A 20148-nucleotide genomic window follows, 5' to 3' on the forward strand; every position below is an offset into this window, starting at 1 on the left:
AAGGTTGGAAGTGATTTCATAGAAAAAAGCAGTTTTCCTTTCGTATAAAGAAAGGAAACACTGCTTTATTTTGTATACGTATATTTTAGTTCATCATTAGTAGCATCCACATCTACATTTAAATTGTGGTCATTGAAGAACCATAAATCTTTTTCATCAATATAGTAGGTCACATTGTCAATAACCGTCTTTACACCAATTTCGATTGGTTCTTCACGTGTCATTCCAAGAGAAAACCCTTCGTGAAAAGGACTGGAACCACCATATCTAGCATAAAAACGAATAGTATCTCCGGATTCTACTTCCATTTCTTGTTTAAACCATTGTAGGGCTTTATCTGTTAGTGTGATATTCATTAGAATGCTCCTCTCTTCGTTACAGCCATTTTACCTTTGGTTCAGTACCATTTTTAATGCGGGCAATATTTGCTCGGTGACGATACATGATAAAGGTAAATAAACAAGCTACTAAAATACCTAACGCAAAATCACCTGTAACAAAATAATAAACGATTGAATAAATAAGTGCTACTAAAGCGGCAATCATCGAAGTTAAGCTTACAATCTTCGTTATTTTTAATGTTACAACAAAAGCGATGAATAGTAAGATAAATAGAGGCCATGAATAACCTAAGAGTACACCTGCTGATGTTGCCACTGCTTTCCCACCGCGGAAACCTGCAAAGATAGGGAACATATGACCAACAACGGCTACTAGTCCAAGAATTAGCGAGTGAATGGAGACGTCAGAGAAGACAGGAAGAGCTACAAGTAATACGGCTGCTGTACCTTTTAAGACATCCATAATTGTTACGACTATTCCCGCTTTTTTTCCTAAAATACGAAATGTGTTTGTCGCACCTAAATTTCCACTTCCGTGTTCACGAATATCCGTTTTATAAAAAATTTTGCCTACCCATAATCCCGAAGGTATAGAGCCGATTAGATAAGCACATAAAATAATAAGTCCATTTAGCATAGCTGGACTCCTTTCATTCATTGATTATTACTTGGTACTAATAATATGTAATAAATATTCTACACTTTTTCTCTACAATCTACAATGACATGAAGGAGATTTCTTCGTGTATCTTGAATTCATTATAAAAGATAACTATTTTTCAAGGATTTTAATATGTATTTGATTATATGTTAGGCTTTTTGACATGATTCATGTTGGCAGCATGAAAGCCCTTTCTAAAAATATAGGTAAAAAGGCAATTTTGTCAATCATCCATTCCTTTGGTAGAATAGAAGTCTATCTTTAATTTCTAGAGTAAGTTAGTATGAATTTTCAAATAGACAGAAGGAAGCTATGAAGTACTGTATTGTATATTTTTCAGTGGATTTTCAAATGCTTCTGTATGGAAGACCAAAACCTATACCGATCGGCATCGATTTGAATGAGAGAAATGACCAGAAGTTAGCCATATGTTGTTTTATTTATGGAACTAATGTTTATGATCCTGCGTCTAGGGAATAGGATAGTTAGGAATACATAATAATGCATATATTGCAACTTTTTCTTCCGGTAACATGCTCAAAACGACAAAGCTGTGAGGAAATTTTAAAATTTTATTGGGTCTGTCACTAGCTATTGACAGGAAATGCTATTATTATTAGGAAGAGAACATAAATAGAACATGCGTTTTGTTTTTTGGAGGGGAATTTTTTGGCGAATAAACAGTCACCAAGCGTCTATAATGATGACGCCATTCAAGTATTAGAAGGATTAGAAGCGGTACGAAAACGACCCGGCATGTATATCGGTTCTACAGATGGCCGTGGACTTCATCACCTTGTATATGAAATCGTAGATAATGCGGTGGATGAAGCACTGGCTGGCTTTGGTTCTCATATCATTGTCCATATTCATAAAGATCAAAGTATCAGCGTTCGAGACTTCGGCCGTGGAATGCCAACAGGTATGCATAAGATGGGGAAACCCACTCCCGAAATTATCTTTACTGTCTTACATGCTGGTGGTAAATTCGGGCAAGGTGGCTATAAAACAAGTGGTGGCTTACATGGTGTAGGTTCTTCTGTTGTAAATGCTTTATCCACTTTTTTAGAAGTAACGATTCATCGTGACGGTAAAAAGTATCGTCAACGCTTTGAAAACGGTGGCCATCCTGTTACAACATTAGAACAAATAGGACAAACAAAACAGACAGGAACACATGTACATTTTCTACCAGATGACACAATTTTCTCTGTAACAAAATTCAATTATGATACGCTTGCAGAACGTTTAAGAGAGTCCGCATTTTTATTAAAAGGCTTGAAAATTGAGCTAATTGATGAACGCGAGGAAGGCAAAGGTGATGTTTTCTTTTATGAGAACGGCATTGAAGCTTTCGTTGCTTATTTGAATGAGGAGAAGGATGTCCTGCATCCTGTTAAGTATGTGGAAGGGATTCAAGACGATATTGAAGTAGAATTCGCCTTCCAATTCAATGATGGTTACTCAGAAACAATCCTTTCATTTGTTAATAATGTTCGTACTCGTGATGGTGGTACACATGAAACAGGTGCCAAGTCTGCGTTAACACGTGTTTTCAATGAATATGCGCGAAAAATTGGCCTATTAAAAGATAAAGATAAAAATCTTGAAGGGACAGACATTCGTGAGGGCTTAGCTGCGATTGTTTCTGTTCGTATACCAGAGCATTTACTACAATTCGAAGGTCAAACGAAAGGTAAGCTCGGAACTAGTGAGGCACGTTCAGCGGTAGATAGTGTTGTTTCGGAGCAAATTTTATATGTGCTTGAAGAAAACGCTGAATTGTCTGCATCTCTTGTGCGTAAAGCTATTCGTGCGCAGCAAGTACGTGAAGCCGCTCGTAAAGCACGGGAAGATGCACGAAACGGCAAGAAAAGCAAAAAAGGCAGTACGATTCTTTCCGGAAAATTAACACCTGCACAATCACGAAATGCGGCGAAAAACGAGCTGTATTTAGTCGAAGGGGACTCTGCAGGAGGATCTGCAAAACAAGGGCGAGATCGTACGTTCCAAGCGATTTTACCATTGCGTGGTAAAGTTATTAATACTGAAAAAGCAAAGCTTCAGGATATTATGAAAAATGAAGAGATTTCAACGATTATCCATGCTATTGGTGCTGGCGTCGGAACAGATTTCTCGGTCGAGGATGCAGCGTATGACAAAGTCGTGATTATGACCGATGCCGATACGGACGGAGCGCATATTCAAGTGTTGCTGCTAACGTTCTTCTATCGATATATGCGACCATTGATCGAAGCTGGAAAGGTATTTATCGCATTACCACCGCTTTATAAAATATCAAGAGGCACTGGTAAAAAAGAAGTGATTGAATATGCTTGGACCGAAAATGATTTACAAACGGCCATTAAAAAAGTTGGAAAGGGTTACATATTACAGCGCTATAAAGGTCTTGGTGAGATGAATGCTGACCAGCTGTGGGATACGACGATGAACCCTGATACGCGTACATTAATTCGTGTAACGATTGAAGATGGTGCACGTGCTGAAAGACGTGTGACAACATTAATGGGCGATAAAGTAGAGCCACGCCGTAAATGGATCGAAGCTAATGTAGACTTCGGTATGGAGGATGATTCAAATATTTTAGAAAATGAATTCATCCAACAAGAGGAGGACCAAGCATGAGTAGTACGGAAAAGTATCAAGATTTACCTTTAGAAGAAGTAATGGGTGACCGCTTTGGTCGCTATAGTAAATATATTATTCAAGACCGCGCGTTGCCAGATGCACGTGACGGTCTTAAGCCTGTGCAACGACGTATTTTATATGCGATGTTTACAGAGGGCAATACGAACGATAAACCATTCCGTAAATCAGCCAAAACTGTCGGTAATGTTATCGGTAACTATCACCCACACGGTGACAGCTCAGTCTATGAAGCAATGGTGCGCATGAGTCAGGATTGGAAGGCGCGCCATATGTTGATTGAAATGCATGGGAATAACGGCTCTGTTGATGGTGACCCACCAGCAGCGATGCGTTATACAGAAGCAAGGCTTTCTGCTATTGCAGCGGAAATGCTCCGCGATATTGGCAAGAAAACCGTTGAATTTGTACCAAACTTTGATGATCAGGATATGGAGCCGACTGTTTTACCAGCTCGTTTCCCGAACTTATTAGTCAACGGTTCAACGGGTATTTCGGCCGGTTATGCGACCGACATTCCACCTCACGCACTTGATGAGGTACTAGACGGTGTTCTTATGCGCTTAGATAAGCCAAACTCCACTGTTGATGAATTAATGACCGTTATTAAAGGTCCTGATTTCCCAACAGGTGGGATTATTCAAGGTGTCGACGGTATTAAAAAAGCATATGAGACTGGACGCGGTAAAATTATTGTGCGCGCTCAAGCTGCCGTTGAGCCAATTAAAGGTGGCAAAGAGCAAATCGTTATTACGGAATTACCGTATGATGTCAATAAAGCAAATCTTGTGAAGAAAATCGATGAGCAGCGCGTGGATAAACGACTGGAAGGAATTGCAGAAATTCGCGATGAATCAGATCGTACTGGCCTACGTGTTGTCATTGAGCTGAAAAAAGATGTTCCAGGACAAGGGATTTTACAGTACTTGTTTAAAACAACTGATTTACAAGTAGCCTATAATTTTAATATGATTGCTATCCATAATCGTCGTCCGACAATGATGACATTGCCATTGCTATTGGATTCTTATATTGCCCATCAAAAGGAAGTCGTGACGAACCGCTCTATTTATGATTTGCAAAAAGCTAAAGATCGTTCGCATATAGTTGAAGGCTTGATAAAGGCATTGTCTATTTTAGACGAAGTCATTGCAACGATTCGTTCGTCGAATGATAAACGAGATGCAAAAACGAATTTACAGGCGAAATTTGACTTTACAGAAGTACAATCAGAGGCAATCGTTAGCTTGCAATTATACCGATTAACGAATACAGATATTACAGAGCTTCGCAATGAACAAGATGAACTAAATAAACTGATCGCCAAGCTTGAAGGGATTCTTAATAGTGAAGCAAAGCTTATACGTGTCATTAAACAAGAATTGCTCGACATTAAAAAGCGCTTTGCAGAGCCTCGTCGCTCAAAAATCGAGCAAGAAATTGAAGAAATTAAAATTACGTTAGATGTCCTTGTACCAAGTGAAGAGGTCGTAGTGACTGTTACAAAGGATGGCTATATTAAGCGAACATCTACGCGTTCACATGCAGCTTCAAACGGTCAGGATTTTGCAATGAAGGATTCCGATTATTTATTATATGAAGCAAATTTAAATACACAGCATCATCTACTGCTGTTCACAAATCGAGGCAATTATATTTATCAGCCTGTCCATGAGCTACCTGATATTCGTTGGAAGGATCTTGGTCAGCATATTTCAAGTATTGTGCCAACCGGAGAAGATGAATCTATTATTGCTGTATATGGTTTTGAGACATTCGAACAGGCCAATACGTATATTTTAACTGCTACGAAAGATGGACAAATTAAACGCTCATCTGTAGCAGATTATGCTGTAACACGCTATTCGAAGCCGATAAAAACGATGAATGTCAAGTCAGGCGATGAAATGATTTTTGCAAGTATTGTGACGGACGAGGTAGAACTAATGTTAACGACAGATACTGCCTATGCAATTCGTTTCCCAATCGAGGAATTACCAGTAACAGGTGTGAAAACAGGTGGCGTCAAAGGGATTGCACTGAAAGACGGAGAAGCATTAGTCGGCATCAATGTTTTACCGCCAGATGAAACGTCCTATGTGGCAATTGTTACGCAACGCGGTGCTGTGAAGAAAATGAATGTAGCCGAAGTAGAAATGACTAGCCGTGCAAAACGCGGCTTAAAAGTATTAACAGAGTTAAAATCGAACCCGCATCGAATCGTGGCTGTCGTAAAAGTAACAAATGAGGATCAGCTAACGATCGAGACGGAAAAAGGCGTTCAAGAAATCCTTGACGTACAAGCATTAACTCGAGCAGATCGACATTCCAATGGCTCCTTTAAAGTAGATATTGCTACAGACGGTGCCATTTCACATGTCTTCACGGTCAAAAAAGAAGAGAAATAAAATTGATTTTCTAGCCCAGCTCCTTGTGAGAGCTGGGCTTTTTTATGTAAATTGAAACTAATCAGCTTTGTGCTTTGGCTAACTTATTCAATCTAAAGATGGGAGAATTGTAGAGTGATAATAAATTGATTTATTTTTAGGCTGTTTTCTAAAAGATTGTTGCAGATAAAACATAAAAACAGAGTTAATCTACAAAATGTGTAGAATCAACTCTGTTTTATGTTTGATATTTTGCAAATGGAATATTTAACTGAAGTACCCGTTAGCCATCCATGTAGCGCAAAAACCAGCGCCACACCACAGAAAATGAAAGATGGTTAAGTTCTTTCATGGGAGTTTAAGTGCGTTATTTCACAAACTATTTTACTCGTTGAAACATCGGATGACCTTCTATAAATTGAAATAAACCTCATAATTGTATCATCCTTTTATAAAAACGTTTGATAATTTTTGTGATCCTTGCTAATTAAAGCGCGCTTATAATTGAATATTTTTTTAGTGTTTTGCCCAAGGATATGCTTAGGTAATTTTCTTTTTAAGAATTGTTATAATTAAAGTCATAATTCCATTAAGAGCAAATATTCCTACCAAACAATAGATTAATAATGATATGTCCGGTGCGAAGAACCTAATACTTTTCCATGGGGTACCTATAACATAAACAAATAGTGGGATCAATCCCACAGCTAGGAGGAGTGAAATGATTCCAACAGTGAACGGTAATTTTTTGTTTAGAACCTTATTTCTTCTAAGTCTGAAGAAATGGATAATCGTAAAAATAGCTAAGAGTAATGTAACTCCCAGTATACTCAATTGGATACTATAGCTTTGTACAGGCAATTCATCTGGTCCTTTTCCGTTCAGGATGGATCGAATTCCATTCATTATATGAGAAACTTGAGCATCTTCTATAAAATTATATTTATTGGTTAAAAGTACTGCTGCAATATTTTCTTCAGGTATAAAAAACATTTGCGATCTAAAATCAGATGTTGCTCCTCCATGGAAAGGGAAATGTTCTGTTTTAGAAAAATGCCAACCGTAACCGTATGTTTTACCTTCTTCTGGAGAAGTTTTTAATAACTCAAGGTTTTGTTCTGATAATAAGTCTCCGCCCTCTAACATAAATTTTAAAAATTTCGCTATATCATTTGAACTTGACGCAATATAGCCATAAGGTGCTCCTGCATGATCATAAAATCCATCACTTACAACTGGTCTACCAAACCATGACTCAAAACCAGGTATGTATCCTTTTTCTACCGCACTTTCATAATCAGCAGCGGAATTTTCCATACCAAGCGGGGTGAAAATATTCATATTCAAAAACTCTGAAAAGGTTTGGTTCGAAACATTTTCAATAATTGCCCCTAAGAGTAAATAGTTAGCAGAGTTATATTCATAAACCTCACCAGGCTCGTGAGATAACGCTACACCACTAAGTCCTTTTATAGCTTGATTGATCGCCCCCTCTTTCGGCCAATCCTTGTCCGTCACTTTAAGGCCGTCAGGTTCACTAATACCACTTGTTTGTTCTAATAGATGCAAAACTGTAATTTGTTTTGAACTGTCCGTTTGATAGGTAAACGATGGAATATAGGACTGTATCGGTTCATCCAGCCTTATTTTGTCATCTTCCACTAACATCATAATAGCCAGAGATGTAATTGGTTTGCTTAAAGAACCGATAAGAAACGGTGTGTTTGCTGTTACATTTGAACCATCACTTAAAATACCCCATTGATTTTGATAAATCGTTTCCCTGTTTTCTAATATCGCCAATGATGCGCCGGGAATATTATACATATCTAAAGACTCTTCCATAAACTTTGTTATTTTTTGTTTAGTATCTTCCGTTTTAGCAGAAGCAGAAAAAGGGGTTAGTAGGAGTAGAAAGCTCCATAAAAAAATGATTGCTTTTTTCATTGTTTTTCTCCTCACATGAACAATCAAAGTTAAATTAAACTCTAATTGTTTCTTTTTTCTCTAATAAGTCAATTAACAATTTATACGTTTGATCAAGGTCAAATTCATCGAAATTTTTGTAGGGCTAGTTCATCGAAGCAAGCCAATAAAATACCGGCAAAGGCATCGGTTTCTTTGGCCGCAACGTTTAGGTTCTTTAGGGGATTAGAAAGACTTTCTCTATTTAGCTTCACAGTATTTGTTGCTTCTCTTAATTAGAAACAGGTACTTTTCTATCATCCCTTTCACTAACTTTAGCGTATAGCGTTTTTGTTATTATGTAGTACAAAAATGTACCAGTTAATCCTAGAATAAGGAGCAACCCGCTCATATATATAGGGGGAATCCACTGTCCAACGATGATCAATAACGAAGCTATAATCATTGCTCCATAGGTAGTTAAGCTATTAAAAGCCATATAGGTGCTACGAGCGTTAGAAGGGGCAAGTTCTCCTATCATCGCCTGTTTAATGGGCACAAACATCAGCTCACCAATTGTTCCAATAAACATGGCAATAAAAAGAATCAATACGCTATTTGAAGAAGCAAAGATACTAAAACATATAGAAAAGATCAACATACCTGTAACAAGAGTCCAGCGATCACTGCATTTTTTTAACAAGAATAATACAGCACTTGAGAGGAGAACTACAAGAATAGTATTCTCTGTTCGAAGAAAACCAAGCATTTTTGTGCCATCTACAATGAAATCTATTCCAAACAAAGAAGCTGAATGTTGAGGTATATCTTTTTCGAGACGAATCCCAATATAGTTTGATAAAGACTGTTCCAAGGTAAAGATCAAGATTGCTCCTAAAATATAAAACATAAATAGCTTATCTTTTAAAACGGTTGAATAAGTTTGAAACATTTCTACGGATGAAGATTTTTTCTTATGATGAGAAGACTTAGGTGAAGGCTCTGGTGAATAAGTTTCTGTGATGAAAAATACAGTCATAAAAACAGATAACAAAGTGACTAGTGAGATCCCAATAAATAATTCAAATAAGTAGTTTTTAAAAAGAAATGCCCCAACGATTCCACCAATTGCAGTTGATAAATTCCCTAACCAGTAGCTAATTGTAAATACGAGCTTTCTCGATTCAGAATTAGTAACATCAATCATCATAGCTTGTGCAGCTGGCTGAAACATGCCTCCACAAAACATATTAATGATGAAGAATGCTGCAGAAGTATAAGGAAGGTTAAACCAAGGGGAATTACAAAGTGCTATAAACAGATACGAAAGTAATAGTCCAATCTCAGAATAAATCATTATTTTTTTTCGCCCAATTTTATCTGAAATATGCCCTCCGATAAACCCTCCAAGGACCCCACTAATGACAATTATTATAAGAATAATAGCCGTTTTAGTAGCTCCGATATTTTGAGTAAAATAAATAGCCAGAAAAGGGATAACAGCCATAGAAATAAGACCGCCTAGAAATTGCATGACTAGGCGAAGTTTGATGTTGGGATGGATATCTCTCAATTTCATATAATCACTCCTATTTAATACTATATTGTCTACAGGTCCTGGCTGGGCAAAGGGGGAGAAGGCTTAGTTATTTTTGATAGGCCCAAATAATCTTAGAGCTTGTCTCGATATATCCTTCCGCATCACGTTTGTATATTCATCAATAAATGTTAAACGCATTCCGTTTAAGATGGATAAGTACGATTCAGCAATTAATGAAGGTGATTCTTCATAAAAGTAACCAAGCCTTTGACCTTCTTCAACAACCGGATAAATACTGTTTATAAATACTTTTACGAAATCATCTAGTTCTTTAAAAAGTTTTGGGAAACGATCAGGTCTTGCAAGAACCTGCTGAATGAGACGTAAGTATTCACTTTTCATTGAAAAAAGCTGTACATGACAATCTATCATTTCCTTCACAACTTCAAGAGGCTCACCTTTAAAGTGTTCTCCTATTTCAATAAAATAAGGTTTGATTTCCTTCAATGGCTCCAAAATAGCTGATTCATAAAGCGCTTCTTTTGAATCAAAATACGTAAATACGGTACCAAAACTAACACCAGCTTCTTTTGATATGTCGGCAACTTTTGTCTCCGCAAAACCAGTATCACTGTATAATTTAATGGCAGCGTTTAAGATAGTAGATCTTTTTCTTTTCTTTTTCTCATCATTAGTAAGTTTAGTTTCCATTTTAGATACTCCTTCCAAAATAAATGATTGATTGGTCAATCAAATTCTATTGTAATATGTTTCCATTGTCAATGTGTTTAAAGAATTTTTTGAATTTTATACCTAGTTATAACAGAAATACCTCAATGAAGGGCCATAGCAGTTAGATGATTAGAAATGAGGCAGCTTAATAATAATTCATCACTATCTGTAAACAGACCCTTGTCATTTCCGGATTGATATGGGTATAATAATCATCGAAAAGTTCATATGGAAAGAATGTAGGGGGGCTGGTAGTTGCCAGCTGAGATTGTGTCCGATAGACGCTGACCCTTTGAACCTGATTTGGCTCGTACCAGCGTAGGGAACATCTATTCAAAAAAGAAAATTTTTGATACTGATTGTAAAACGTCTGGGAGGAATCCTAGGCGTTTTTTATGTTTTCAGACTTTTGTTTCCCTCTGGTAAAGACATTCATTTATGAACACTTTCACACTACTTACTTGGAGGATTCAGCATGAAAAAATGGTTATTGGTCCTAATGGTTGCACTTTTTACATTAGTGGGCTGTAGCGAAAAAGAGGCTAAAAAGGATGCTAAAGGATTAACAAAAGTATCGGTAGTTCTTGATTGGACACCGAACACAAATCATACAGGTTTATATGTAGCTGAAAAACTTGGCTACTTTAAGGAACAAGGTTTAGATGTTGATATTTTATTACCTGGCGAAACGGGTGCAGATCAGCTTGTAGCATCAGGAAAGGCTCAGTTTGGCGTAAGCTATCAGGAAGGAATTACACAGGCGCGTGTGCAGGATGTACCATTAGTATCGATTGCAGCGATTATACAACATAATACTTCGGGTTTCGCATCTACCGCATCAAAAGGCATTACGTCACCAAAGGATTTTGAAGGGAAAACTTACGGTGGCTGGGGTGCACCGCTTGAAAAGGCTGTACTACAATCACTTATGCAAACAAAAAATGCGGATATTAATAAGTTAGATATCGTCAATGCAGGCGATTTAGATTTCTTCACTATGATGAAAAAAGATATTGATTTTGCGTGGATTTATTATGCATGGACAGGTATTGAAGCAGAACTTCGCGGCGAAAAGCTGAACATGCTTTATTTAACAGATTATAGTGAGCAATTAGATTATTACACACCTGTGCTTGCTACAAATGAAAAAATGATTCAGGATAATCCTGAGACGGTAAAAGCTTTTGTCGCTGCTGCAGCAAAGGGCTATGAATATGCAATAAAACACCCTAATGAGGCAGCTGATAGTTTACTAGAAGCGGTACCTGATTTAGATAAGAACCTTGTGCATAAAAGTCAGGAATGGCTAGCAGATAAGTATCAAGACGACGCTGCACAATGGGGCGAGCAAAAATTAGCTGTCTGGGAAAACTACGCGAAATGGATGGCCGATAACAAAGTTTTAGAGGGCGAATTTAACGCAAAACAAGCATTTACAAACGACTTTTTACCGAAAAAGGGGACAAAGTAATATGGCAAACTCTTTAATAAGTGTACAAATTATCCCGAAAACTGAAACATATGAAGATGTGATCCCGTTTGTCGATGCAGCGATTGCAGTGATCGACACTTCAGGGGTGAAATATGAAGTTCATCCATTAGAAACGACAATGGAAGGCGAGCTTACGACTTTGCTGCAAATTATTGAAAAAATGAATGCCAAGATGATCGAGCTTGGCGCAATCAATGTCATTACGCAAGTGAAAATTTTATATCAGCCATCCGGTATTACAATGGATACGCTAACGGAGAAATACAAGGGATGAAGCAGGCTGTTAAACAAGGAAGGACGATAATTTTTATCGCCTTCCTCTTATTCATATGGGAACTAATTGTCCGTTTTGCTGATATTCCACATTGGCTTTTGCCTGCACCGAGTGCCATTTTGAAAGAGGGCTTTCAATCGTATGAGATGTTTGTGCCGCATGCTTTAGCTACGATCCAATTAGCACTTCTTGGTCTTGCTATCGGGATATTATGTGGGCTAACAGTTGCGGTGCTATTACATCGTTTTACGTTTATAAGGGAGCTATTTTATCCTATTCTCATTATGTCGCAAAATGTCCCGGTACTTGTCCTAGCACCATTATTAATCATTTGGTTTGGCTTCGGTTTATTGCCAAAGCTCATTATTATTTGTCTCGTGTGCTTTTTCCCTATTGTTATTTCGGCAATGGACGGCTTTCGTCAAACTTCGCCTGAGCTAAAGCATTATTTTGAGATGATCGGTGCAACGAAAGCCCAAACCTTTTGGAAGTTAGAATGGCCTTATGCGTATCCAGCAATTTTTTCAGGCATAAAGATTGCTGCTACCTATAGCGTTATGGGGGCTGTTATTGCGGAATGGTTAGGAGCGAAAATGGGGATTGGCGTTTATATGACATTGGCACAATCTTCATTTCGAACGGATCGTGTATTTGTAGCGATTTTTGCCATCGTATTTTTAAGTTTATTATTATTTAGTGCTATTCGATTACTAGAAAAACTTGTTGTGAAGGGGAGAGGAAACTATGCTAAGCATTCAAAACATTGATAAATCCTTTGATTCCCTTCCAGTTATCCGTAATTTATCTTTTGAGGTGAAGGACGGGGAATTTGTGGCGATTATCGGTCCGTCTGGCAGTGGGAAAAGTACACTTTTTCAATTAATTGGTGGTGTTTCTTCTATTGATAAAGGTGCTATTTTATTAAACGGCACAGATATCCAGAAAAAAAGAGGAACGATTGGCTATATGCCTCAGCAGCCATGTTTATTACCGTGGCGGACGATCATAGAAAACGTCACGATGGTTGAGGAGCTCCATGGAAAACCTAATGTCAACGTTGCGAAGGAATGGTTACATAAAGTGGGGCTCGCAGCATTTGTAAATGCATTTCCTAATGAACTGTCGGGTGGTATGCAACAACGGGTATCGTTTATTCGTGCAATTGTCAGTAATAAACCTATTTTATGTTTAGATGAACCATTTTCTGCACTGGATGAGTTTACAAGGCTTGAAATGCAGGCGTGGCTATTATCGATTTGGGAGAAATATAGAAAATCTATATTGTTCGTTACACATAATATTGAGGAAGCTCTGTTTTTAGCTGATCGTATTATTGTACTCACAAAACGACCAGCGACGATGAAAAAGGAAATAATCGTACCTTTTGCAAGGCCACGACAAGAAGAAATCCGCCATTCCGCTTCATTTACGGCGTTGAAGCAACAATTATTCTCGTATTTAAAAGAAGAAAAGGATGAGGCGAATGTTGATTGATGCACATATTCATTTAGATCAGTATAAAAAAAACGACATACCTCCTTTGCTAGAAGAAGCGGAACATGTCATTGCCGTAAGCATGAATCTACCGTCATGTGAAAAGACGTTGAAGCTGTCGAAAGCCTATTCTAAAGTAAAGGCGGCGTTTGGCTTTCATCCTGAACAACCGTTACCTAGTAATGCGGAGGAAGAGGCATTATTCGATTGGATACGTCAACACGCTCATGACATGGTGGCAATTGGCGAGGTAGGGTTGCCTTATTATTTGAGGCAGGAGAAGGCTATTGATGATCGTGCGTATGAGGTGTTGCTAGAACGGTTTATTGTATTGGCAAAGGAATTAAACAAACCGATTGTGTTACATGCTGTTTATGAGGATGCGGCCATTGTTTGTGACCTGCTAGAAAAACATCATGTAAAGAAAGCGCATTTTCATTGGTTTAAAGGCGATGAGGAAGAGATTGAACGGATGATTCATAATGGGTATTTCATTTCTGTGACGCCTGATTGTACGTATGAGACTGAAATTCAAGATCTAATCAAAAAATACCCAATCGAGCTAATGATGGTAGAAACAGATGGACCTTGGCCATTCGAAGGTTCTTTTAACAATAGACAAACATCCCCATGGATGATGGATCATTCCATGGAGGTTATTGCTTCGGTAAAGGGGCTTACAACAGAGGAAGCGGCGCGTATCATTACAAGAAATACGACAATATTTTATAATTTATAACAAAAAACACAGCTGTTCTTTTAAAGAGCAGCTGTGTTTTTTCAAATTTTCGATAGAGTTGAACGCGGTAAAAGCGCCCGAATCGCTATAGCTGAGCGAAGTGGAAGCATTAAATTGACAATATTTTCATTCTAAACTAACTTTTTTCATTTTCCAGAGAGCAGGTGATCGTGTTGAAAGATAGAATTTTAAAAGAATCAATAAGTGAAGCTGAACGAAAAGGATTCCGATTTACGATGGGGGATTTGGCAAAGCAACTAGGTATGAGCACGAAAACATTGTATAGTTACTATCCATCAAAGGAAGAATTACTCAACGACATGATTGATCTTACAATCCATGAATTGAAGTTGAAAGAAAATGAAATACTGCATGATTCATCGTTAAATCTTCTAGAAAAACTACAGAAATGTCTTGTATTAATTCCAGCTGATTTTACATTTGCTCAGCTCCAGTATTTAGAGGAGCTTCAACGCTATTATCCAAAGCAATGGGAAACAGTTGATCAATTTATTCAAGAACAATGGACAGGCATTATTTCGTTAATTGATGAAGGGATTGTCGCAAATCAAATACGTTCATTTAATAAAGAGATATTTATAGAAGTCGATATTGGTGGGCTTTATAGATTGATGGATCATGCATTCAAACGCAGAAATATGATTTCACTTCAGGATACTATGCAGGAAATGGTGGACATTCTTATGCTTGGTATTCTTAATGGTAACGTTCATGAAGAAAATTAAATGGGGGCTGTAAATGAGTAAAACTTTAAAAATACTATTTTTATGTACAGACTTCTTTTTTATACTGTATTGGCTTGTCACTTTTTTTCATTTGATTCCAGAAGAGTATTTATATAAGGATTATCAAAATGAATTATTAGTAATATGGAATTGGTCGTTTTTCCCGCTAGATATTTTAACTTCTTTCAGCGGGTGTTTGGACACCCGCTGAAAGAAGTTAAAGCCTCCGGCGGATGTCACGGAATCGGAAAGGAGTTCTTTGTTCAAGCACAAAGCCGATTCCAGACGCAATTATGCGAGGCATAATTGATTTTCAGTTACTGGTTTTATTAGTCTCTGTCTATTTAAAATAAAAAATGAAAAGTGGAGAGCTTTTGCCTTAGTATTTTTAACACTTACAAGTTGTTCTGGATTACAGGCGATTGCTTTTTGGACAATAAAACTTGATTTTGATCTTACGTGGTGGATACCAAACCTTTTTCTATTACTATATCCGTTGTACTTTATTCCAAAACTTATTAGTTCTAAACATCAAAATGTCTCATTACAAGCAAAACACAACCACTAACAATCCTCAATGTGGTTGTGTTTTTTGTGCTTTGTAAAATTTTGTTCAATGCTTTCTTTTTTCGTTTTCGTTACACGCTCATGTGTACTGAAAGAGGAAGTTTGACGATTTTTTTCAACGTCCTTCCCTTTAGTGCGCTTTACATGCATACGTTTCTTTTTTGCATTTGAGTTTGTCATGTTTTCTTACCCCCAACTGTCGTTTGTAAATATAGTACCTAATAAGGAAGAAAAAGTAAAACCTCGTAAGTGTTAACTTACGAGGCGGTTGTCGTATTATTAGTGAGATACGTCCTGCACAGAAATACCCGTGTTCGCTTTAACATCGACTTCACGATATTTCTTATCATCTTTTTCCTTAGAAAGCATTGTTCCGATGAAGCCGCCTAGGAAGCCAAGTGGAACAGAGATGATTGCTGGGTTCGTTAACATAATTAACGGATCACCTACGAAAATTGCTTTTCCTTCAACTGGATTCCAAATATTTGGTGAAACAGCAACAAGAGCTAAAGCAGAGATTAGACCTGTTAACATTGCCGTTATAGCACCAGCTGTATTAAAGCGTTTCCAGTAGATCGTATAGATGATTACAGGTAAGTTAGCTGAACCTGCAATACAGAATGCTAGTGATACTAAGAATGCTACGTTTAATGTTTGTGCACCAAGTGCTAAAAGGATTGAAATAACAGCGATTGTGATGGAACCGATACGAGCTGCAAGTACTTGCTCTTTTTCTGTAATTTTGCCCTTTTTAATAATTTGACCGTAAATATCATGTGATAGGGCAGATGCGCCAGAAAGTACAAGACCAGCTACTACCGCTAAGATTGTTGCGAATGCTACGGCACATACGAATGAGAATAGAATGTCGCCACCAAGTGCTTCCGCAAGAAGTGGAGCCGCCATGTTACCAGCAGCGTTTGCAGCAATAATATCTTCTTTACCAACGAATTTAGCTGCACCGAAGCCTAAGAAGATTGTAAGAATGTAGAAGATACCTACAATCCAAGTAGCCCAGATAACTGATGAACGAGCTGTTTTCGCATCTTTTACTGTAAAGAAGCGCATTAGGATATGTGGAAGACCAGCTGTACCTAATACTAAAGCGATTAACATTGAAATAGTATCAATACCATTTGTATATTTAAGACCTGGATTCAAATAAGCTGCACCGCTATCAGTTGCAGTTCCCATTTCTTTGAACATCGTTGCAATGCTAAAGCCGAATTCTTTTAATACTAGGAATGAAATAATAACTGTACCTAACATTAAAAGACAAGCCTTAATAATTTGTACCCAAGATGTTGCAGTCATACCACCGAATAGTACGTATGTCGTCATCATAAAACCAACGATTAAAACTGCAATCCAATAATCAATTCCTAAAAGTAATTGAATAAGTGCTCCTGCACCAACTAGTTGTGCAATCATGTAGAATAATACAATTGTAATAGTGCTTAAAGCTGCTGTAGCACGAACTTTAGCGCTATCAAAACGTGCTGTTATCATGTCAGCTAATGTGAATTTACCAAGATTACGTAATGGCTCAGCGACGATGTATAGAACCACTAAGTAAGCTACTAAATAACCGATAGAGAAGAAGAATCCATCAAATCCAAATAATGCAACTGCACCGGCGATTCCTAAGAAAGATGCTGCTGATAAGTAGTCACCTGCGATGGCTAGTCCATTTTGCCAGCCTGTTAACCCTCCGCCTGCAGTGTAGAAATCACTTGCAGATGAAGTTCGTTTTGATGCCCACCATGTAATAACTAATGTTAAACCTACAATGGATACGAAGAAGAATATGGCTGTTAAACTCATCCCGTTATTCATCGGCTGCCACCTCCATTCTCGTACTCAGCAATAATTGCCTTTGCTTCTTTATCAAAGCTATTCGCTTTTGCTACATATAAATGACAAAATGACCAAGTCATGATGAAAAGTCCTGCTGAATAAACCCACACCCAAGTGATTTCCCCAAATGCCTTTTGGTGTAGTATTTTCGTGTACGAAGTCAGAACCGGTAGCAACATATATGCTGCTAAGAAGATCGCGGTCATTAACCAAAGAAATGAATTCTTCCTTCGAACAAGCGCTTTAAATGATTCTTGATTTGCAATCGCGTCATAGTCAATCACGACACTTTTGCTAGCTTTATTGTTCCCCATTAACATTCCCCATTTTGTGTTTATTTTTACTGCTTAAAGACTTGATTTTGCTAGATTAGTGAATTCACATCTTCATTTTATGAGAGAGTTCACAAAATTGCAATACATTTCAGAAAAATTATGAAAAAATAATTTTCGTAAAAAAAAGTCTCGAAAGAGAATATACGTAACAAAGCTAAGAAATAAAGTGGTTTTAGAAAATTCTGATAAATATACAGAGGTAGGTCAATTCTAGATTTCCGAGCGAGGAATATGGAAAAAAATTAGAAAAAGAAATGGTTTTTTTTGAAAAATAAACACTGTTTAATTAGTGAAAATCATTTTTTTTCTCATTTTTTTTGAAAGAGAATAGTATTGCTAGATAAGTAAATTGGGAAATATTTCGAAAGAAAACATAAAAAAACTCGATGAAAAATCGAGTTTTTTTATTAATATGGATAGGATGATTGATAGATATTTTTTCAATAATTTGGATGTTAGGAATGGGTCAGTGAGAGATATCAGAAACCGATACACCAGTGTTTGCTTTAACGCGAATTTCCTTGTAAATACGTTCTGCTTCTTCCTGTGGTACTTTACTAGAAGAAAGAACGGACCCTAAATAGCCTGCGATAAAGCCAAGCGGAATCGTAATAACCGCTGGAACGGCTAATGGAACGAGAGGATTACCAACAAAAATGGCTGTACCTTCAACAGGACTCCATACATTTGGCCCCATAGCACCTAACACTAAACAAGATACTAAACCAGTAACCATCGCTGCTATTGCACCCGTTGAGTTGAATTTTTTCCAGTAAATTGTGTAAAGAATAACTGGTAAGTTTGCTGAAGCACCGATACAAAATGCAAAGGATACTAAAAATGATACATTCAGGTTTTGCGCAAATAACGCAAGGATAATAGATACAATAGCAATAGAAATAGAGCCAGTACGAGCTGCTACAACTTGTTGCTTTTCTGTTAATTTACCACCTTTAATGATTTCACCATAAATATCGTGAGAGATGGCAGAAGCTCCTGTTAAAACTAAGCCCGAAACTACCGCTAAAATTGTTGCGAATGCTACTGCACCGATAAATGCCATTAACACATCACCGCCCAAATAATTAGCAAGTAGAGGGGCTGCAGTGTTACCAGCTTTACTTTCAGCAAGAATTTTATCGATCCCTACAAAATTTAATGCACCAAAGCCTAAGAAAATAGTTAGTGAGAAGAAAATAGCTGTAATCCAAGTTGTCCATGAAATAGAAGAACGCGCAGTTTTAGCATCTTTCACTGTAAAGAAGCGCATTAAAATATGTGGTAACCCAGATGTCCCTAATACAAGTGCCATCATCATTGAAACGGAATCGATTGTACTTGTATATTTAATCCCTGGAACAAGGAATTTCTCACCATGATCTGTGGCAATCGTATCAAACATTTTCAGTAGAGAGAAATCAAACTTAATTAATACTAATGTAGCTAATACGCCTGTCCCGAATAAAAGAAGGCTAGCTTTAATAATTTGCACCCAAGAAGTAGCTGTCATTCCACCGAATAAAACATAAGTAGTCATCATGACACCTACGATTAAAACTGCAATCCAGTACTCAATACCAAATAATAGTTTAATAAGAGCACCTGCACCTACTAATTGTGCAATCATATAAAGAATGACGATAATAATTGTTCCAGACGCCGCAACGCCACGAATGCGTTTTTCATTAAAGCGGGCAGTAAGCATATCTGCTAAAGTATATCGACCTAAGTTACGCATAGGTTCTGCAATTACATAAAGAAGAACTAAGTTAGCGACTACATAGCCTACGGAGAAGAAGAAACCATCGAAACCAGTTAATGCAATCGCTCCGGACACCCCTAGAAATGCAGCAGCTGATAAATAGTCACCAGCGATCGCAAAGCCGTTTTGCCAACCTTTAAGACCTCCACCAGCTGTATAGAAATCAGATGCAGAAGACGTCCGCTTCGCTGCGATATATGTTACTACTAGTGTTAAACCAACGATTGCTAAGAAGAAACCAACGGATACTAAGTTCATTTATTTTCCACCTTTCGCCTGATACTCAGCTAGTACTGCTGCGGCAGCCTTATCGAATGAAGCTGCTTTTTTTACATATACTGTACAAAGAACAATTGTCATAATGAATAATCCAGCTGAATAAACCCAAACTCCCGTAATATTTCCGATGAATTTTTGTTGTAGTACAGGTTGGAAAGCAAGGATAGGCAATAAAATATAAAGTAATAAAAAAATTGCTGTGATCGAGAAAAGGAAGGTATTCTTCTTTTTTACGAACTTGTTGAACGATTCCATAGCTTCAATTGCATTATAATCAATTGATTCTATATTTTTGTGTTCAGAAACATTTGCCATTATTATTCCCCCTAAAGTGATATATTTCTGTTTTATACGACATATTTCTTTTCTA

Annotated in this window: 18 protein-coding genes, 1 pseudogene and 1 riboswitch; of the genes and pseudogenes, 9 read left to right on the top strand and 10 right to left on the bottom strand. The window is 37.4% G+C overall.

Features of this window, described 5'->3' with window-relative positions:
- Window positions 1-65: 65 nt before the first annotated feature.
- Entirely contained in the window at window positions 66-356 is a 291-nt protein-coding gene (locus tag ACQKN4_RS10720) for a HesB/YadR/YfhF family protein (protein ID WP_079561882.1), read from the bottom strand.
- A gap of 19 nt (window positions 357-375) precedes the next feature.
- Window positions 376-978 (bottom strand): glycerol-3-phosphate 1-O-acyltransferase PlsY, encoded by a 603-nt coding sequence (gene plsY, locus ACQKN4_RS10725; protein WP_079561881.1) that lies wholly within the window; start codon window positions 976-978, stop codon window positions 376-378.
- 693 nt (window positions 979-1671) lie between these two features.
- On the opposite strand from plsY, the gene parE reads away from it, so the two are divergent.
- Window positions 1672-3648 carry a DNA topoisomerase IV subunit B gene (gene parE, locus ACQKN4_RS10730; RefSeq protein ID WP_079561880.1) on the top strand — a complete coding sequence of 659 codons (1977 nt, stop codon included), beginning with the start codon at window positions 1672-1674 and terminating at the stop codon, window positions 3646-3648.
- Window positions 3645-6077 carry a DNA topoisomerase IV subunit A gene (parC, locus tag ACQKN4_RS10735; protein ID WP_079561879.1) on the top strand — a complete coding sequence of 811 codons (2433 nt, stop codon included), beginning with the start codon at window positions 3645-3647 and terminating at the stop codon, window positions 6075-6077. Before parE ends, parC begins: the two co-directional genes overlap by 4 nt.
- A 519-nt stretch (window positions 6078-6596) precedes the next feature.
- Here the strand turns inward: parC and ACQKN4_RS10740 are convergent.
- From ACQKN4_RS10740 to ACQKN4_RS10750, 3 genes are all read right to left on the bottom strand, one after another.
- Window positions 6597-8003: a serine hydrolase gene (locus ACQKN4_RS10740; protein WP_427483643.1), complete on the bottom strand. Its 1407-nt coding sequence runs from the start codon at window positions 8001-8003 to the stop codon at window positions 6597-6599.
- 250 nt (window positions 8004-8253) lie between these two features.
- Window positions 8254-9540, bottom strand: a complete 1287-nt coding sequence (locus ACQKN4_RS10745; RefSeq protein ID WP_427483644.1) for an MFS transporter — start codon at window positions 9538-9540, stop codon at window positions 8254-8256.
- A 63-nt stretch (window positions 9541-9603) separates the two neighbouring features.
- Entirely contained in the window at window positions 9604-10212 is a 609-nt protein-coding gene (locus ACQKN4_RS10750; RefSeq protein WP_427483645.1) for a TetR/AcrR family transcriptional regulator, read from the bottom strand.
- A gap of 252 nt (window positions 10213-10464) precedes the next feature.
- Window positions 10465-10575, top strand: a riboswitch (TPP riboswitch).
- Between the two features lie 133 nt (window positions 10576-10708).
- On the opposite strand from ACQKN4_RS10750, the gene ACQKN4_RS10755 reads away from it, so the two are divergent.
- The 7 genes and pseudogenes from ACQKN4_RS10755 to ACQKN4_RS10785 all read left to right on the top strand — a co-directional run bounded on the left by ACQKN4_RS10755 (window position 10709) and on the right by ACQKN4_RS10785 (window position 15546).
- The gene (locus ACQKN4_RS10755; RefSeq protein WP_427483646.1) at window positions 10709-11704 is read left to right on the top strand and encodes an ABC transporter substrate-binding protein; all 996 of its coding nucleotides are present in this window, start codon (window positions 10709-10711) and stop codon (window positions 11702-11704) included.
- Between the two features lies 1 nt (window position 11705).
- Window positions 11706-11999, top strand: coding sequence for a thiamine-binding protein (locus ACQKN4_RS10760; protein WP_427483647.1), 294 nt, complete (start codon window positions 11706-11708; stop codon window positions 11997-11999).
- On the top strand, window positions 11996-12766 hold the full coding sequence (locus tag ACQKN4_RS10765) for an ABC transporter permease (RefSeq protein ID WP_427483648.1): 771 nt from the start codon (window positions 11996-11998) through the stop codon (window positions 12764-12766). Before ACQKN4_RS10760 ends, ACQKN4_RS10765 begins: the two co-directional genes overlap by 4 nt.
- The gene (locus ACQKN4_RS10770; RefSeq protein ID WP_427483649.1) at window positions 12744-13493 is read left to right on the top strand and encodes an ABC transporter ATP-binding protein; all 750 of its coding nucleotides are present in this window, start codon (window positions 12744-12746) and stop codon (window positions 13491-13493) included. The genes ACQKN4_RS10765 and ACQKN4_RS10770 overlap by 23 nt, the downstream gene beginning before the upstream one ends.
- Window positions 13483-14232, top strand: coding sequence for a TatD family hydrolase (locus ACQKN4_RS10775; RefSeq protein WP_427483650.1), 750 nt, complete (start codon window positions 13483-13485; stop codon window positions 14230-14232). The genes ACQKN4_RS10770 and ACQKN4_RS10775 overlap by 11 nt, the downstream gene beginning before the upstream one ends.
- Window positions 14233-14405: 173 nt before the next feature.
- Window positions 14406-14978, top strand: a complete 573-nt coding sequence (locus ACQKN4_RS10780) for a TetR/AcrR family transcriptional regulator (RefSeq protein WP_427483651.1) — start codon at window positions 14406-14408, stop codon at window positions 14976-14978.
- Between the two features lie 13 nt (window positions 14979-14991).
- Window positions 14992-15546 (top strand): annotated as a pseudogene (locus ACQKN4_RS10785) (DUF5360 family protein).
- On the opposite strand, the gene ACQKN4_RS10790 reads toward ACQKN4_RS10785, so the two are convergent.
- The 5 genes from ACQKN4_RS10790 to ACQKN4_RS10810 all read right to left on the bottom strand — a co-directional run bounded on the left by ACQKN4_RS10790 (window position 15543) and on the right by ACQKN4_RS10810 (window position 20093).
- On the bottom strand, window positions 15543-15725 hold the full coding sequence (locus ACQKN4_RS10790) for a hypothetical protein (protein ID WP_079561870.1): 183 nt from the start codon (window positions 15723-15725) through the stop codon (window positions 15543-15545). The pseudogene ACQKN4_RS10785 and the gene ACQKN4_RS10790 sit on opposite strands and share 4 nt — an antisense overlap.
- 99 nt (window positions 15726-15824) lie before the next feature.
- Window positions 15825-17369: a solute symporter family protein gene (locus ACQKN4_RS10795; protein ID WP_079561962.1), complete on the bottom strand. Its 1545-nt coding sequence runs from the start codon at window positions 17367-17369 to the stop codon at window positions 15825-15827.
- Window positions 17370-17377: 8 nt separating this feature from the next.
- Complete coding sequence (locus tag ACQKN4_RS10800; protein WP_079561869.1) at window positions 17378-17716, bottom strand: DUF485 domain-containing protein; 339 nt, start codon at window positions 17714-17716, stop codon at window positions 17378-17380.
- Between the two features lie 487 nt (window positions 17717-18203).
- Window positions 18204-19757 (bottom strand): solute symporter family protein, encoded by a 1554-nt coding sequence (locus tag ACQKN4_RS10805; protein ID WP_079561868.1) that lies wholly within the window; start codon window positions 19755-19757, stop codon window positions 18204-18206.
- Complete coding sequence (locus ACQKN4_RS10810; RefSeq protein ID WP_079561867.1) at window positions 19758-20093, bottom strand: DUF485 domain-containing protein; 336 nt, start codon at window positions 20091-20093, stop codon at window positions 19758-19760.
- Between the last annotated feature and the right edge of the window lie 55 nt (window positions 20094-20148).

The organism is Lysinibacillus sp. NPDC093692 (assembly GCF_050280125.1).
GTDB lineage: Bacteria > Bacillota > Bacilli > Bacillales_A > Planococcaceae > Lysinibacillus.

What these genes read in the sequence shown, in the direction of transcription:
- plsY (WP_079561881.1), bottom strand. Translation starts at nt 978, where the DNA reads ATGCTAAATGGACTTATTATTTTATGTGCTTATCTAATCGGCTCTATA.
- ACQKN4_RS10775 (WP_427483650.1), top strand. Translation starts at nt 13,483, where the DNA reads ATGTTGATTGATGCACATATTCATTTAGATCAGTATAAAAAAAACGAC.
- ACQKN4_RS10720 (WP_079561882.1), bottom strand. Translation starts at nt 356, where the DNA reads ATGAATATCACACTAACAGATAAAGCCCTACAATGGTTTAAACAAGAA.
- ACQKN4_RS10810 (WP_079561867.1), bottom strand. Translation starts at nt 20,093, where the DNA reads ATGGCAAATGTTTCTGAACACAAAAATATAGAATCAATTGATTATAAT.
- ACQKN4_RS10760 (WP_427483647.1), top strand. Translation starts at nt 11,706, where the DNA reads ATGGCAAACTCTTTAATAAGTGTACAAATTATCCCGAAAACTGAAACA.
- ACQKN4_RS10800 (WP_079561869.1), bottom strand. Translation starts at nt 17,716, where the DNA reads ATGGGGAACAATAAAGCTAGCAAAAGTGTCGTGATTGACTATGACGCG.
- ACQKN4_RS10770 (WP_427483649.1), top strand. Translation starts at nt 12,744, where the DNA reads ATGCTAAGCATTCAAAACATTGATAAATCCTTTGATTCCCTTCCAGTT.
- ACQKN4_RS10740 (WP_427483643.1), bottom strand. Translation starts at nt 8,003, where the DNA reads ATGAAAAAAGCAATCATTTTTTTATGGAGCTTTCTACTCCTACTAACC.
- ACQKN4_RS10755 (WP_427483646.1), top strand. Translation starts at nt 10,709, where the DNA reads ATGAAAAAATGGTTATTGGTCCTAATGGTTGCACTTTTTACATTAGTG.
- ACQKN4_RS10745 (WP_427483644.1), bottom strand. Translation starts at nt 9,540, where the DNA reads ATGAAATTGAGAGATATCCATCCCAACATCAAACTTCGCCTAGTCATG.
- ACQKN4_RS10765 (WP_427483648.1), top strand. Translation starts at nt 11,996, where the DNA reads ATGAAGCAGGCTGTTAAACAAGGAAGGACGATAATTTTTATCGCCTTC.
- ACQKN4_RS10790 (WP_079561870.1), bottom strand. Translation starts at nt 15,725, where the DNA reads ATGACAAACTCAAATGCAAAAAAGAAACGTATGCATGTAAAGCGCACT.
- ACQKN4_RS10750 (WP_427483645.1), bottom strand. Translation starts at nt 10,212, where the DNA reads ATGGAAACTAAACTTACTAATGATGAGAAAAAGAAAAGAAAAAGATCT.
- ACQKN4_RS10795 (WP_079561962.1), bottom strand. Translation starts at nt 17,369, where the DNA reads ATGAGTTTAACAGCCATATTCTTCTTCGTATCCATTGTAGGTTTAACA.
- ACQKN4_RS10805 (WP_079561868.1), bottom strand. Translation starts at nt 19,757, where the DNA reads ATGAACTTAGTATCCGTTGGTTTCTTCTTAGCAATCGTTGGTTTAACA.
- parC (WP_079561879.1), top strand. Translation starts at nt 3,645, where the DNA reads ATGAGTAGTACGGAAAAGTATCAAGATTTACCTTTAGAAGAAGTAATG.